Source organism: Thioalkalivibrio sp. AKL8 (assembly GCF_000380525.1).
Taxonomy (GTDB): Bacteria; Pseudomonadota; Gammaproteobacteria; order Ectothiorhodospirales; family Ectothiorhodospiraceae; genus Thioalkalivibrio; species Thioalkalivibrio versutus.
This window is the reverse complement of sequence record NZ_AQYF01000009.1, coordinates 624,994-638,977: the sequence shown is the minus strand read 5'-3', so window position 1 is coordinate 638,977 and position 13,984 is coordinate 624,994. Positions and strand designations below refer to the sequence as shown.

General features: G+C 65.6%; 13 protein-coding genes and 1 pseudogene. 8 read left to right on the top strand and 6 right to left on the bottom strand.

The genetic code is table 11. From position 1 onward, the window contains the following. Positions 1-11: 11 nt before the first annotated feature. On the top strand, positions 12-1,190 hold the full coding sequence (locus tag G335_RS0112290; protein WP_018176941.1) for a glycosyltransferase family 4 protein: 1,179 nt from the start codon (positions 12-14) through the stop codon (positions 1,188-1,190). Beyond that, positions 1,187-2,161, top strand: coding sequence for an SDR family oxidoreductase (locus tag G335_RS0112285; RefSeq protein ID WP_231368518.1), 975 nt, complete (start codon positions 1,187-1,189; stop codon positions 2,159-2,161). The genes G335_RS0112290 and G335_RS0112285 overlap by 4 nt, the downstream gene beginning before the upstream one ends. Before the next feature lie 103 nt (positions 2,162-2,264). On the opposite strand, the pseudogene hepT reads toward G335_RS0112285, so the two are convergent. From hepT to G335_RS0112265, 4 genes and pseudogenes are all read right to left on the bottom strand, one after another. Next, positions 2,265-2,675, bottom strand: a pseudogene (hepT, locus tag G335_RS13590) (type VII toxin-antitoxin system HepT family RNase toxin). Continuing rightward, on the bottom strand, positions 2,660-3,058 hold the full coding sequence (gene mntA, locus G335_RS0112275; RefSeq protein WP_017926251.1) for a type VII toxin-antitoxin system MntA family adenylyltransferase antitoxin: 399 nt from the start codon (positions 3,056-3,058) through the stop codon (positions 2,660-2,662). Before mntA ends, hepT begins: the two are co-directional and overlap by 16 nt. 575 nt (positions 3,059-3,633) lie before the next feature. Next, positions 3,634-4,032 (bottom strand): type II toxin-antitoxin system VapC family toxin, encoded by a 399-nt coding sequence (locus tag G335_RS0112270; protein WP_018176939.1) that lies wholly within the window; start codon positions 4,030-4,032, stop codon positions 3,634-3,636. Beyond that, positions 4,029-4,256 carry a hypothetical protein gene (locus G335_RS0112265; protein ID WP_018176938.1) on the bottom strand — a complete coding sequence of 76 codons (228 nt, stop codon included), beginning with the start codon at positions 4,254-4,256 and terminating at the stop codon, positions 4,029-4,031. Before G335_RS0112265 ends, G335_RS0112270 begins: the two co-directional genes overlap by 4 nt. A 554-nt stretch (positions 4,257-4,810) precedes the next feature. Between G335_RS0112265 and G335_RS0112260 the strand changes: the two genes are divergently transcribed. The 4 genes from G335_RS0112260 (at position 4,811) to G335_RS0112245 (ending at position 7,469) form a co-directional block, all read left to right on the top strand. Then, positions 4,811-5,362, top strand: coding sequence for a sugar transferase (locus G335_RS0112260; RefSeq protein ID WP_081623074.1), 552 nt, complete (start codon positions 4,811-4,813; stop codon positions 5,360-5,362). Between the two features lie 378 nt (positions 5,363-5,740). Then, the gene (locus G335_RS0112255; protein ID WP_231368516.1) at positions 5,741-6,040 is read left to right on the top strand and encodes a type II toxin-antitoxin system RelE/ParE family toxin; all 300 of its coding nucleotides are present in this window, start codon (positions 5,741-5,743) and stop codon (positions 6,038-6,040) included. After that, complete coding sequence (locus G335_RS0112250) at positions 6,040-6,321, top strand: helix-turn-helix domain-containing protein (protein ID WP_017926249.1); 282 nt, start codon at positions 6,040-6,042, stop codon at positions 6,319-6,321. Before G335_RS0112255 ends, G335_RS0112250 begins: the two co-directional genes overlap by 1 nt. A 722-nt stretch (positions 6,322-7,043) precedes the next feature. Then, positions 7,044-7,469: a restriction endonuclease gene (locus G335_RS0112245; RefSeq protein WP_018176935.1), complete on the top strand. Its 426-nt coding sequence runs from the start codon at positions 7,044-7,046 to the stop codon at positions 7,467-7,469. 1,623 nt (positions 7,470-9,092) lie between these two features. On the opposite strand, the gene G335_RS0112240 is transcribed toward G335_RS0112245, so the two are convergent. Together G335_RS0112240 and G335_RS0112235 are read right to left on the bottom strand one after the other, a co-directional pair. After that, positions 9,093-9,299, bottom strand: coding sequence for a hypothetical protein (locus tag G335_RS0112240; protein ID WP_018145901.1), 207 nt, complete (start codon positions 9,297-9,299; stop codon positions 9,093-9,095). 54 nt (positions 9,300-9,353) lie between these two features. Continuing rightward, positions 9,354-9,578 (bottom strand): hypothetical protein, encoded by a 225-nt coding sequence (locus tag G335_RS0112235; protein ID WP_018169561.1) that lies wholly within the window; start codon positions 9,576-9,578, stop codon positions 9,354-9,356. Positions 9,579-9,786: 208 nt separating this feature from the next. Between G335_RS0112235 and G335_RS0112230 the strand changes: the two genes are divergently transcribed. Continuing rightward, complete coding sequence (locus G335_RS0112230; protein ID WP_018176934.1) at positions 9,787-10,284, top strand: DUF302 domain-containing protein; 498 nt, start codon at positions 9,787-9,789, stop codon at positions 10,282-10,284. Positions 10,285-10,593: 309 nt separating this feature from the next. Further along, on the top strand, positions 10,594-13,914 hold the full coding sequence (locus tag G335_RS0112225) for a bifunctional diguanylate cyclase/phosphodiesterase (RefSeq protein ID WP_026304839.1): 3,321 nt from the start codon (positions 10,594-10,596) through the stop codon (positions 13,912-13,914). Positions 13,915-13,984 lie beyond the last annotated feature (70 nt).

Genomic DNA, 13,984 nt, shown 5'->3' with positions numbered 1-13,984 from the left:
ATCTCCCCCCGATGCGCATTCTGTTGTTGACGTTCTACTACCCGCCGGACCTCTCCGCCGGATCGTTTCGTGCGGCGGCGTTGGTGGAGGCGTTGCGGGAACAGGGCCCGTCCGACCTTCATATTGATGTCCTCACGACCATGCCCAACCGCTACCACTCCATGGACTGGGGGGCGGAGGTTTTCGAGGAAAACGAAGGGGTCTCCATCCGGCGGTATGAGTTGCCTTCTCACCGCAGTGGTATGAAGGACCAGGCGCGTGCCTTCCTGTCATATGCCAAACAGGTGTCAAAGGCGACCCGCCACAAGCAGTGGGATGCGGTGGTGGCGACCTCTTCGCGCCTGATGACGGCAGCGCTGGGGGCTCGCGTTGCCAAGGGGTTGAATGCACCGTTGTATCTCGACATTCGCGACCTGTTCACCGACACGATGGCCGATGTGCTGGCGGGCAGTCCATTGAAAGCGCTGCTGCCGGGGTTCCGGTGGGTTGAGCGCTCGACATTCCAGGCCGCCAATCGTCTTAACGTCGTTTCCGCCGGCTTCTTGCCCCATCTCCGCCAAGTGGCGGGGGAGGGGGACTACCGGACGTTCACCAACGGGATCGATAGCGAGTTCCTTGGCCTGGACTTTGACAGTGAACGAACTAAGGGACGTTCAGAGCCACTGATTCTTTATGCCGGAAATATTGGTGAAGGGCAGGGGTTGCATGAGGTCATCCCGGAGGCGGCCCGGCGGCTTGAGGGGCGGGCGCGGTTTCGGATTATTGGTGATGGCGGGCGCCGGCCGATCCTGGAGGAGCGGTTGGCACAGACCGGGGTCTCCAATGTGGAGCTCTTGCCGCCGGTGCAGCGGTCCGAGTTGATGGCCCACTATCGCGAGGCGGACATCCTGTTCCTGCATCTGAACGATCACGCGGCGTTCAGGAAAGTGCTGCCTTCGAAGTTGTTCGAGTATGCGGCTACGGGGAAACCCGTTCTGGCGGGTGTGGGCGGTTTTGCGGCGGAGTTCATTGAGCGAGAGATTCCTGGGGCGGCGGTTTTTGCGCCCTGTTCCGCCGAGGGGCTGGTGGACGGTTTTGAACGCCTTGAAGGACTTTCGAGCCCCGTCGAGCGGGCGGAATTCAAAACAAAGTACGCACGTGAGGCGATCATGCGGGAGATGGCGCGCGACATCCTGGAGATGGTGGGGTGACCGAGACTGACTCAGCTGCTGATGGCCTGAAGTTGGTTACCGGAGCGACGGGGTTTGTCGGGTCGGTGTTGGTGGATCAGCTAGTTGCCGACGGCGTGGCCGTTCGTGGCGCGGTGCGACGCGAGGTGACAGCTTCGGGTTCGTTCGAGCCGGTGATGGTGGGCGGGATTGACGGCGCGACGGAGTGGGCGGATGCCTTGGCCGGGGTGGATGCGGTGGTGCATTTGGCGGCGCGGGTGCATGTGATGGACGAGCCGGAGACGGATCCGCTGGAGGCGTTTCGGGGGGTGAATGTGGAAGGCACGCTGCGGCTGGCGCGCCAGGCGGCGGAGGCCGGGGTGCGCCGGTTTGTGTTTGTCAGCTCGGTGAAGGTGAACGGGGAGGAGACGCCGACGGGGCAGCCGTTCCGCGAGGCGGATGCGCCGGCGCCGGAGGACCCTTATGGCGTGTCCAAGCGTGAGGCAGAGGATGGACTGCGGGCGTTGAGTGCGGAGACGGGGCTGGAGGTGGTGATCATTCGGCCGCCGCTGGTGTACGGGCCGGGTGTAGGTGCGAATTTCGGCAGTCTGCTGCGCTGGGTGCACAAGGGTGTGCCGTTGCCACTGGGCGCGGTGACACAGAATCGGCGTTCGCTGGTGGCGCTGGATAATCTGGTGGATCTGATTGTGACGTGTCTGGACCATCCGGCCGCAGCCGGGGAGACCTTCCTGGTGGCGGATGGGGAGGATGTGTCCACGGCCAGGTTGTTGCGCAAGGTGGGGGATGCGCTGGAGCGGCCGGCGCGGTTGGTGCCGGTGCCGGTGTGGATGTTGCGGGCCGGGGCGTCGGCGTTGGGCAAGCGGGAGATGGCGCGGCGGTTGTTGGGGTCGTTGCAGGTGGATGCTTCGAAGGCGCGGGAGGTGCTGGGGTGGGTGCCGCCGGTTTCGCTGGATGAGGGGTTGCGGCGGGCTGTTGCGCCGTTACGGCGGTAGCGTTGGTGGTTTTCTGGCTTTGGCGGGGGCTTCGCCGCCGAGGCGGCTCCTACGGGGGCTGCTCGTGCGAATCGATGGTTGCACCTGTTTGAGGGGTGACGCGTTAGAGGCGTTCGTTGACTGTGCGTGCAAAGGTCCGGAAGTCGTCGAGGTGGCGCGAGCACACGGCGTGAACGATCTCCCAGTTGATGCGCTCGTAGTTATGGACTGCGATGTTGCGAAAGCCGACGGCCTTCTTGAGCCGGTCGGCCAGGCTCGCTTCAATGATGCCGCCTTCAGCGAGACGGTCGAACGTCTCGCCCATGGTGTCCGGAGGTGGTAGCTCGAGCGCGGTCACGAGATGGGCTCCAATGTCGACACATCGTTGCACCGCACGGGACAGGTTGAGGGCAATGATGTCCTGTGTGTCCGGATCTTACTGGAGTTGGTTGGGGTCGTCGGGGCAACGTTGCTCGACCCGCTGGACGCAATAGCGCAGCGTTTCGAGCTTTTGTTCGATTACCCGGCGATCCACGCTTGTCTCCGTTCGGCCAGAATGCGGTCGCGGTAGGGGGAAAAATCCGCCTGGTCGAGCAAGTGGCGCGTGAGGAAGCGGGCGTGGGCCTCGTCTTGTCCGGTCAGGCGGATGCCGCGTGTGACAATCTCGCCCAGTAAGGGTTCGCCGGCCTGGGTGAGGTCCACAAGGTCGACGGGGCGCCCGGTGGTGGAGGCGATTTCTTCGATGAGCGCGATGCGCGTGGTGGCTGGAAGCGGCGCTCCCGCGCTGACGGCCAGGTCGACATCGCTATGTGGATGCATTTTTCCGCTCGCCAGGGACCCGAACAGAATGGCTAGTTCCAGCTCGTGATGGTGTCGCAACACTGCACGAATGCGATCGATTTCGGTGCGATGGCTCATGCATCCCAGTGTAGGGAGATGTCTTTGAATGTGCACGTTCGCATTCATGGGTGATTGGCGTCTCGTTAGTAGGGGCAACACTGGGGCGGAGAGGATTTTGTTGTTGGCCGTTATCCCGGAAACTGTGGAGTGGTTATCCGGGGTCTCTGGCGTGGGTGGCCGCACCGGCGTTTGGTGTTTCTCTGACGTGGGAGATCCCGGCTCTTCGCTGCGCTGCGGCCGGGATGACGGCAAGGGGTTACCACGGAGACTGCCTGCTCCGTCGCCCCGCAGGATTAACCTGCCGGGTCATCCCGGAAACGGCGAAGCCGTTATCCGGGATCTGTACCGGCCAGCGTTAGCACCGTGGTTGTGGGACCCCATCCGTGGGAGGATCCCGGCTCTTCGCTGCGCTACGGCCGGGATGACGTTGTAGTGGTGGCGCTGCAGGCGGGATGACGGGGTAGGGTGGCGCTGCGGCCGCCGATGATGGATCGGCTGCGGGGGTTGGCTTTGGAGATCGCTTCGTCGCTTTGCTCCTCGCGATGACGGGTTGTAGTGGGGTGTGGTCGGGATGGCCGGGAGGGGCTTGCGGGTCAGGTGAACCAGTCGGTGAGTGGGAGACTGGGGACACGTTGGAACTCGGCCACGTTGTGGGTGACGAGGCTCGCGTTGTGGGCCACGGCAGTGGCGGCGGTCATTGTGTCCATGGGGCCGATGGGTGTGCCCTGTTGCTCGAGGTGGGCGCGTATGCGGGCGGCATGGCTGGCGGTGGGTCGGTCAAACGGGAGGACGGTGACGACATCGAGTAGCTCGGCCAGCTGCTTTTGGCGTTTTTCGGGCTCGCTGGACTTGGCGATGCCGGTTTCGAGCTCGTACACCACAATGGCGGGAACGAGGACGTCGGAGGGTGCTGTGGCCAGCAGGTTTTCGGCAACCTTGCCCTGACCCTTGAAGAAATAAATCAGGGTGTTGGTGTCCAGGGCGTATTTCACAGCGCTTCGCGGGGGCTGTCCGGGGGCGTGTCGCGCAGTTCCTCGGCCGTGGGGAAGTCATTCCATTGACCGGCTAGGGTGCGGACGGAGTCGGGCCACTCGGTTCTGGTGTTTTCTTCTACCAGCCGTGCGACGAAGCGGCTGACGGGGATGCCGGCCGATTGAGCTGCGCGCTTGAGGCGCTGTTCGTGGTCATTGTCGAGGTAGATGGTGACTTGGCCCATACGTTCCTCCTGCTAGGCATATAAGTGGGATGATATGTTCGAGTGTGTCGCCTGGCCAATCGTTCCGTGAACGGGGGATGTACCGGGAATGCCCTTGCTGGGGCTTCGAATACCCTATGCTGCTGGCTTACGGTCCTGCTGTCATCCCGGCCGTAGCGCAGCGAAGAGCCGGGATCTCCCTCGTCAGGAAAACACCAACGCCAGTACCGCCACTTACGTACGAGATCCCGGCTCTCCGCTGTGCTACGGCCGGGATGACGGGCTAGGGGCCGCTGCGGCCAGGATGACGTCGTGGGGCCCTGCGGCCGGGGTGATTGGGATGGCATTCGCGTCGCTGCGCGCCTCGGGATGACAGAGTGGGGTGGGCGGTCGTGGCGTTACGTTGAAAAGAGCTGGTGGTTTTCGGGCTTTGGCGGGGGCTTCGCCGCCGAGGCGGCTCCTACGGGAGTGGCGCTTGGCATAGGTGGCCAGCCTCTGGCCGATGGGGTATGGGTTAGCGTGGTGATCGCCCAGGGGGCTGGGCGCCTACATGTAGGAATAGAGGTGAGAGTGTTTTGATACGGGTTCTGGATGTGGTGTTGTCGGTGTTGGGGCTGGTGGTGGCGGCGCCGGTGTTGCTGGTGTTGTGGGTGCTGGGCTGGATGGAGTCGCGGTCGCCGCTGTTTCGGCAGGAGCGCGTGGGGCGGCATCAGCGGCCGTTTGTGCTGGTGAAGTTCCGCACGATGCGGCCGGATACGGCGTCGGTGGCGACGCATCTGGCCGAGGCCTCGGCGGTGACGCCCCTGGGGCGCTTTCTGCGCAAGACGAAGCTGGATGAGCTGCCGCAGTTGTGGAATGTGCTGAAGGGCGAGATGAGCTTGGTGGGGCCGCGGCCGGGGCTGTTCAACCAGGAAGAGCTGCTGCAGGAGCGCGCAGCGCGCGGTGTGCTGGATGCGCGGCCGGGGATTACCGGGCTGGCGCAGATTCGCGGGATCGATATGTCCACGCCGCGCGAGCTGGCCGAGGTGGACCGGCAGATGCTGGATGCGCTGACGGTCCGGGCGTATTTTCGGTATCTGGTGCTGACGGTGCTGGGGCGCGGATCGGGGGACCGGGTTCGGCCGTAGTTCGGTTTGCGGGTTTCCGCACTACCTCACAGCCAGGTCCTATGCGTCGTCATCCCGGAAACCGCGTTGCGGTTATCCGGGATCTCGTGCGTAGGTGGTAGCGCTGGCGTTTGGTGTGCCTTCGACGTGGGAGATCCCGGCTCTTCGCTGCGCTACGGCCGGGATGACGGTGTGGGGTGGTGCTACGGCCGGGATGACGGGGTGGTGGTGCGGCCGGGGTGACGGGGTGGTGCTGCGGCCGGGGTGACGGGGTGGTGCTGCGGCCGGGATGGCGGGGTCGGTGGCGCTGCGGCTTGAGTGGCTTCGGGGGCGGTATTACGCCATGGATGGCGAAGGAAGATAGCAAAAATGCGATATACTCCATGGAAGGTGCGTGTCGTGCCACTCGCCGAGGAGGAGATCAGGGCGCTGCCGCCGGATCTTCAGGCTCGCTATCTGCGGCTGGTGGATGTGATTCAGGAACACGGCCCGGGGGTGTTAGGTATGCCCCATGCGCGGCAGGTGGAGGGCAAGATCTGGGAGTTGCGGCTGAAGGGGCGTGACGGGATTGCTCGAGCCCTTTATGTCTGCGCAGCTTCACGTGAGGTGGTTGTTCTGCATGCCTTCGTGAAGAAAAGCCAGAAGGCCCCGCGTCGGGCGATTGATACGGCCAGGAAGCGATGGGAGGAGTATCTGTGATGAAGACCCATGAGGAACTGAAAGCCGAGCTGCTGGAAGACTCGGAGGTACGCCGCGAGTATGAGCAGCTGGGGCCGGAGTTCGAGTTCATCGAGGCGCTGCTCGACGCGCGCGCCAGGGCGGGCCTCAGCCAGGCAGAAGTCGCCCGACGCATGGGGACCACGCAGTCGGTGGTGGCGCGGCTGGAGGGTGGCCGGTCGGCCCCTACCTGGAAGACCCTTTGCCGGTATGCGGAGGCCACGGGGCGTCGGCTCCGACTGCATCTGGAGGATCGGGCCTGACCTCCTGAAGGTTTGGGCCACCGGTATTGTGGGAGGCCAGCCCTCTGGCCGATCCGGCGTTGGCCGGGCCCCTCAAACCGAGCGCGGCGTCCTTTGCTGTCTAGCAGCCGCATCACGTCCCTCTCTTCGGCTTCCGGCACCGTCGAAAAGCCATATCTCCATCCTTCGTCATCCTGGAAAACGCGTTGCGGTTATCCGGGATCTCTGGCGTTTGGTGTGGTTCCGACGTGGGAGATCCCGGCTCTTCGCTGCGCTACGGCCGGGATGACGGGCTTAGGGGCCGCTGCGGCCAGGATGACGTCGTGGGGCCCTGCGGCCGGGATGATTGGGATGGCATTCGCGTCGCTGCGCGCCTCGGGATGACAGAGTGGGGTGGGCGGTCGTGCCGTTTCGTGGAAAGGGCTGGTGGCTTTCGGGCTTTGGCGGGGGTTTCGCGGGCGAGCCCGCTCCCACGGGGTTAGGCCGGTGGTGGAGGGTGGCCTTGTACAGCGCGTCGTCGCCTTGCTCCTCGCGATGCAAGGGTGGTGCTGCGGCGGGCATGACCGGGTGGGGATGAGATCCTGTGGCCTGGACGGGGGAATGGGTGAGCGTTTCCCTGAGTGTGCAGCGAGCCTGCATGGGCGTCACCGCGCGTTGGCTGCGTGGAAACTCGATTCGGGCGTGTACATTCGGCAAGGTTCCGGTAGCGTTTGGGGTGTGGGCACTCCGGGAGGGCGATCAAGATGGACGATTGGACTGAGCGATTGGAACAACTGGGGACTGCGGACCGCGTTCGGCTGGTGCAAGGGTTGCTGCGCGCTATGGGGTACATCGAGGTCGCGGAGCCGGAGGAGGATGCCCGCCCGTGGCTGGAGCGAGTGATGGTGCCTGCGGCGGGTGGCGAGGACCTGCCGCGGCTGGTGGTGGGTGTGGCGCGTGATCCGTCGGCGGAAACGGATTTGGACGAGCTGGAGGTCTTTGCCAGCGGTCGGCGTGCCGGGGACCGAGGGATGTATGTGAGCCCCGGCGGGTTTTCGGCCGAGGCGCGGGAGCGTGCGGCGGACTTGTCCGTTCCGGTCATGCTGCTGGAGCCGGCGGACCTGGCCGAGCGGTTGCGCCAGCACTGGGGGGCCCTGGATCCGGATACGCAGGCGCTGTTGCAGGGCTGAGGGCCGCCCGGACCGAGGCGATCCATCGAATGCTTCGCAGAGGTGGGCTTGCACCCTGGCTGCTGGGGCTGCGACGCGCGGGGGGGCGCGCCGAGCGCTGAGCGCCTATCGGGGGTCGGGCCTTGTGCCGCAGGATTCAGTGTTTGTGGGCGCTCGCCGGTGGGTGCCTCGCCCCGTTGGCGGTTCAGGCCCTGGACCACTAGAGGGTGCCCTGGCCCCGGGATTTCGGGGGGGGGGCTTCACCCCTGCCGGAAAGCCACATTCCCATCCTTCGCGATCCCGGCAACCGCGGCCCAGGTAGCCGGTTGCCGGGATCTCGTGCGTTGGGGGTGACTTACGCGGTGGAGATCCCGGCTCTTCGCTGCGCTACGGCCGGGATGACGGGGTCGCGCTGCGGCTGGAGTGGAGGTAGCCGCTTGAGTATGTTGCGGGGGTTCGTCCCCGGCCTGGGTCGCATGTGCTCCAGGGCCGGTGCTCGGCGCCCGTAATTCCGGGATGCGGGATCGGAGAAACGGGTAGGGGCAGCCGTGTGTGGCACTCATGAGACCATGAGAATCCACCGTTGACAGGCGGACATGGACCGTTGGCGGGTTTTTCTGCTGCGGGGCTGGAATCCTCTACTTTATGTGCTAGTTTCTGTCGCGGGGACACGGAACGTTCCCGAAAGAGCCGCCCGGGCAAGGATGCTGGGGTGGCTCTTTCTCTTTCTGGGTGTGGTGAAGGAAGCCCGGCTTTCGGGCAGGTTGCCCCGCGACTGCTGGCCCTTCGGCGGCGATTCAAGATCTTCGACATTGGGGGTGATCCTGCGCTGGAGATCCCGGCTCTTCGCTGCGCTGCGGCCGGGATGACGGGGTAAGGGTGGCGCGGTGGCCGGGATGACGGGGGAGGGCCCGCCCCGGATTGACGAGGTGGGGAAGCGGCTTCGGGATGCCGGGTTCAGGCCTGGCGCCCTGGTGGGATGGCCTCGGTGGTTCGGGTGCCGCGGTGGGGCAGTACGGGCGGAAGAAGTGCGTTGGGTCGCGAATCACGGGCTGCGACGGGAGGCGAAACGACCGCTCAGGGGCGGAAATCGACCGCTGACGTATTTTCCGGGTGTGTGGATGGAATAATTTTGTCGCTGTGTTAATTTTTGCCGCGGGGACAAGGATGCCCCCGAAAGAGCCGCCTGGGCATGGACGCCGAGGCGGCTCTTTCTCTTTGCGGGTCTTGTGAAGGAGACGTGGCTTTCCGATGGGTGGGAGGCGCCGTTACAGGCTTGTCTCCGGTGATTCGGGGTCTTGGAGCCTGGAGGCGTGCCGGGTAGTACGGCCGGGCTAATGGGCGGGCGTTTGGGTCGATCGAGGAGATCGCCACGTCGCTTTGCTCCTCGCGATGGCGGGATTAAGGGCTGTGGTCGCGAGGAGAAGGATCCGGGGGATGTGCAGGGGTCGGGTCTGGCGGGGCGGCGCGGACTGCGGCGCTCCCACGAGGGTCGGGCCTTGCACCTTCTGTGGCTCCGGGCCGTGCAGGAGCCGAGCCGCTCGGCGATTGCGGGTTGGTTGGACCCGTATCGCCCAGGGGCCTGGTCTCTTGCAGCGGTGGTGGCACTGGGCCAGCCCCACGGGGTGTGGGGCGGGTGCCGGGTCAGTGGTCGGCGGGGGGCATGTATTCGTGGCGGATGTGGTCCGGTTGCTCCGGTAGTTGGATGCCGGCGTTTTCCAGGGCTTCGGTTAGCTCCTCGCACTCGTCGAGTTCGTCGGCGCGCTTCTTGAGCGTGGCCAGGGCGTCGGCGGCTTCCGCCTGGGGCATGGTGATGACGAGTTCCCCGTTTTCCGCTTTTTCCAGGTGCATGTGCTGCTCCTTAGTGTCTTGTGGTGAGTCGATGATGCCTTTGCGGCGGCAGGCTCAGTCCTCGATGGAGGGCTGCTTGGGGGCCTGCTCGTCGAAGGCATGCGGCGGCTGGCGGAATTCGTTTTCCAGCTCGTAGATGCCGTCTTGCAGCACGGAGCCCAGTGCCCGCGCGCCGTTGCTGATCTCGCCTTCGAGCTCGGTGATGTTTTCGGCGATGCCCTTCGCGGTCTTCTTGTCGATCTTCAGGGTGACCGTTCCGTCCTTCAGTGTGGCTTCCATGTCGATCTCCTGGTTGCGATGTTGGTGACGTCGGTTGTGCCCGTGTAGAACGGGTCTGATTCGTGTTCGGTTGACCTGCATCAAGATAGCCGGGCTCGTTGGGCGCTATCCTGTATAACCGTTGCTGCCTCCAACGTACCGAAGAGGCAGCCGATCACGAGCATTCCCGCTTCCCGGGAAAGGAGAAACCATGATGCATTCTAAAGTGATGACCATGCGCCACGGCCCGCGGTTCCTCGCACTGGTGGCGATGCTGCTGGCGCTGGCGTTTGTCGGTGCGGCGCAGGCCGATAACCATGGCGACCAGCAGCCGGAGATGGTGAAGGTGACGCAGAGCCCCCATTCGTTCCCGGAAACCCTGGCCGCGTTCGAGCGCGAGGCGTCCGAGGCCGGCTGGAGCATCCTGAACCGCAACAACATGGCCGGGACGCTGTCCGAGCGCGGTTTCACCATTGATCCGGTGGTGATCCTGGACGTCTGCAGCGGGCGCTACAGCGCGCAGATCCTGGAAGAGGATGCGTATCGCCCGGTTTCCGCCTTCATGCCCTGCCGGGTGAGCATTTATCAGGACAGCCAGGGGGATGTGTTCATCTCGCGGATGAATGTCCCGGACTTCCTGCCGATGATGCCGGAAGGCGTGGCCGAGGTGATGGAGAAGTCTTCCGAGGAGATCGAGGCGATTATCGAGCGGGCCATCGCCGAGTAACGCAATCCGGTACAGTCCTGTACCGCAGGCCGGGCGTCAGGCTGGATAGGATCTGACGTGCCCGGTGCAATGGGGCCCGCTTCGGCGGGTCCCTTGTTGTTGGGGCCGAGGGGATGACGGCCCGCCGGTTCCCCTGGAATGTGCAATGAACGCTTGAATGGAGACGGGGTGCCCCCCGATGCAGATGCCGTTGGCATTGACGAGAAGCGACGCGATTAGCAGCGATTCGGCCCGATGGGGCGCCGCGCCGGCCGGCAACGGGGCGCGGCGCTTTTTTGCGTCCGCGTCGAGCGCGTGCGGGCACCGCCGATGACGACCCGGCGTCAGGTGTCGCGGCGCTTCGCGGCCGGGTGGATCGCGGGTGCCTATGTCGTGCTGGGGCTGTTGTGGATTGCCCTGTCCGATGTGGCGCTGGCCTGGTGGGCGGGGGCGGACATCACGACCGCCCTGACACGGGTGAACCTGGGCAAGGGCTTTGGGTTCGTGCTGGTCTCCGGGGCGCTGCTTTATCTTGCGATGCGCTGGTTGCCGGCCTGGCGCGACGAGGCGCCGGGTACGGGTGCGCGCGAGGAGCTGGCGCGTTTCGGCTCCTGGCCCTGGCTGGTGCTGGCCGTGGCGGTGATCGCCTCCACCGCAGGCGTAGGGCTAGGCGCGTGGCATTTGCAGGGGGCCGCCGCCGAATCGCAGGCGCGTGAGGATCTGCAACGCGCGGCTTTCTTGAAGGGCGGCGTGATCGACCAATGGCTGGCGGAGCGTACCGGCGACGCGATGGTTCTGGGCGAGGCGCGGGGCTTCAACCTGTTCGCGGTAACGGCCCTCGAGCGGCGTTCGACGCTGGCGCTGGAGCAGGTGCTCGATCGCCTGGAGCTGATGCGCACGGCTTATGATTACGACAGCGTGGCCCTGCTGGACGCGGATCGTCAGCCGGTGATCGAACTGGGCCGCAGTGCCCTCGACGAGGCCGCGATGGACGCGGTGCTGCGCGAGGTGCGCCGCAGTGGCGAGACCAGTGAGCCGATCCTGCACGCGGACCCGGACCGGCGCCCGCGGATCAGCTGGGCGGTGCCGGTGCGCGACCGGGCGGCGCCGCAGGATCCGGTGGTGGGACTGGTGCTGCTGTCATCGACGCTCGAGAACCTGCATCCGTTGCTGACCCTGACCGAGAATCGCAACGGCATGGATGCCCAGGCGCATATCGTGGTGCGCGAGGGCGACCAGCGCGCCATGATTGCCCGGATCACCGAGTCCGGAGGCCTGATTATCCCGGCGCCTGCGGCCTTCCCCCGGCTGCGCGAACGGGTCCTGGATCATCCGCGTGGCGACGTTGTGATCGAGCGCTTTGAGGACGCGGACAGTCCGTTCCTTGCCGGTGTACAGGGGCTGGCACCCGCGGGCTGGGACCTGGTGCTGAAGCGCGATCTCGACGCGCTTCAGGCGCTGCCACGGCAGCAGGGGGCGTGGGCGGCCGGGGCCACGCTGTTCGTCTGGCTGGTCGTGCTCGGGGCGGGGGCGTTGCTGTGGCGTCAGCAGTGGTTGCGGCGCAACCTGGTCCTGGTGCGGGCTCACGCCGATCAAGATCGGCTGCTCGGGATCTTTTTCGATATGCCGTTTGTCGGCATGGCGATTTCGGGGCCGCGGGGTCAGGGCTGGGAGCGCATGAATGCGTGCCTGGCCGACATGCTGGGTTATGCGCCGGACGAGTTGGCGGCGATGGACTGGGACCGCCTGGCCATACCCGAGGATCGTGGTTGCGAGGCGGTGCTGGACGCCGAGATGCGCCGCGGCGACCGTCCGGGTTATAGCGTGGTGAAACGCCTGCTGCGCCGTGACGGGCGGGTGATGGTCGCGGATATCGACGTGAAGTGCAGCCGCACGCCGCAGGGCGAGCTGGACCGGGTGGTGGCGACGGTCGGGGACATCACCGAACAGCGCGAACAGGAAGAGCGGCAGCGCCTGGCCTCGGTGGTGTTCGAGAACACCCGAGAAGGGGTGGTGATTACGGATGCCAGCGCCCATATCCTGTCGGTGAACCGGGCCTTTACCCAGTTGATGGGATACACCCAGGACGAGGTGGTGGGGCACACGCCGAAGATGTTCCAGTCCGGGCGCCACGATCAGGCGTTCTACACCAGCATGTATCACGAGCTGCAGGTGAACGGTCACTGGCAGGGCGAGATCTGGAACCGGCGCAAGAACGGCGAGATCTTCCCAGAGTTGCAGAGCATTACCGCGGTGCGCGACGAGCAGGGCCACCTTACACATTACGTATCGGTGTTCGCGGATATCTCGCGGATCAAGGCGTCGGAGGCGGAGCTCGACTTCCTCGCGCATCACGATCCGCTGACCGAGCTGCCGAATCGCCGCTTGCTGCGCGCACGCCTGACGCACGGCATCTCGTTGATGCGTCGACGCCAGGGGCATCTGGCGCTGCTGTTCGTGGATATCGACCGCTTCAAGGACATCAACGACAGCCAGGGCCACGCCGCGGGCGACCGCTTGCTGAAGATCGTCGGTGAGCGCCTGCAGGTGGGGCGGCGCGGAACCGATACCGTTGCCCGCCTGGCGAGCGACGAGTTCGCGGTGCTGGTGGAGAACCTGGGGCATGTGGACGACGCCGCGCTGGTGGCGGAGAACATCATCCGCGAGGTGGGCTACCCCTGTGATCTCGGCAACGGCGTGGAGATGGAGATTGCCGCGACGGTTGGCATCGCGGTCTTCCCCGACCATGGGGTGGATGCCGACACCCTGTTGCAGCAGGCGAGTACCGCGCTATCACAGGCCAAGATGGACGGGCGCGGGAGCTATCGGTATTACTCCGACGAGTTCACCCGTGCGGCACGCGAGCGCATTGACCTGTCGGCGCGCCTGCGCCGCGCCATCGAGGCGGATGCGCTGGAGGTCCACTACCAGCCGCAATACAACGTCGAGGACGGGCGTCTGCTGGGGGCGGAGGCGCTGTTGCGCTGGACCGATCCCGAGTTGGGTCCGATCTCGCCGGGGCGCTTTATCCCGCTGGCCGAGCAGACCGGCCTGATCGTGGAGCTAGGGGGCTGGGTGCTGCGCCGGGTGATCGAGCAGGGCCATCGCTGGCGCGCGGCGGGCTATCCGCCGATCCGCCTGGCGGTGAACGTCTCGGCGCTGCAGTTCCAGCGGGTGCCGATCGACCAGCAGGTGGGCCAGCTGCTGGAGGACTTCGAGTTCCCGGCGGATCAGCTGGAGCTGGAGATCACCGAGTCCGCGTTGATGGCGGACCCGAGCCGGGCCCGGCGCATCCTGATGCGCCTGCGCGAGCGCGGGGTGCACTTCGCCATCGACGACTTTGGCACCGGGTACTCCTCCATGGCGCAGCTCAAGCGTTTCCCGGTGGATACGCTCAAGATCGATAAGAGCTTCGTCGACGGTCTGGCCGAGGACGATGCGACCGGCAGCGCGGACGATCGCTCCATTGCCCGCTCCATCGTTGGTCTGGGCCATGGCCTTGGGCTGACCGTGCTGGCGGAAGGCGTGGAGACCGCCGAGCAGCTCGCGGTTCTGCGCGAGCTGGGCTGTGACCACTATCAGGGCTTCTACGCCAGCCGCCCGGTGCCGGCGCTCGAGTTCGAGGCCTTGCTGGCTGCGCCTCGGGCCTGAAGCCTGTTGCCTTGAGGATAGCCCGGAATTCACGCCGTAACGGTGAATACCGCGACGGGGATCGTCGCCT

Coding starts and splice junctions, on each gene's coding strand:
- G335_RS0112290 (WP_018176941.1), top strand. CDS start 12: ATGCGCATTCTGTTGTTGACGTTCTACTACCCGCCGGACCTCTCCGCC.
- mntA (WP_017926251.1), bottom strand. CDS start 3,058: ATGAGCCATCGCACCGAAATCGATCGCATTCGTGCAGTGTTGCGACAC.
- G335_RS0112265 (WP_018176938.1), bottom strand. CDS start 4,256: ATGGGCCAAGTCACCATCTACCTCGACAATGACCACGAACAGCGCCTC.
- G335_RS0112250 (WP_017926249.1), top strand. CDS start 6,040: ATGAAGACCCATGAGGAACTGAAAGCCGAGCTGCTGGAAGACTCGGAG.
- G335_RS0112245 (WP_018176935.1), top strand. CDS start 7,044: ATGGACGATTGGACTGAGCGATTGGAACAACTGGGGACTGCGGACCGC.
- G335_RS0112240 (WP_018145901.1), bottom strand. CDS start 9,299: ATGCACCTGGAAAAAGCGGAAAACGGGGAACTCGTCATCACCATGCCC.
- G335_RS0112235 (WP_018169561.1), bottom strand. CDS start 9,578: ATGGAAGCCACACTGAAGGACGGAACGGTCACCCTGAAGATCGACAAG.
- G335_RS0112230 (WP_018176934.1), top strand. CDS start 9,787: ATGACCATGCGCCACGGCCCGCGGTTCCTCGCACTGGTGGCGATGCTG.
- G335_RS0112225 (WP_026304839.1), top strand. CDS start 10,594: ATGACGACCCGGCGTCAGGTGTCGCGGCGCTTCGCGGCCGGGTGGATC.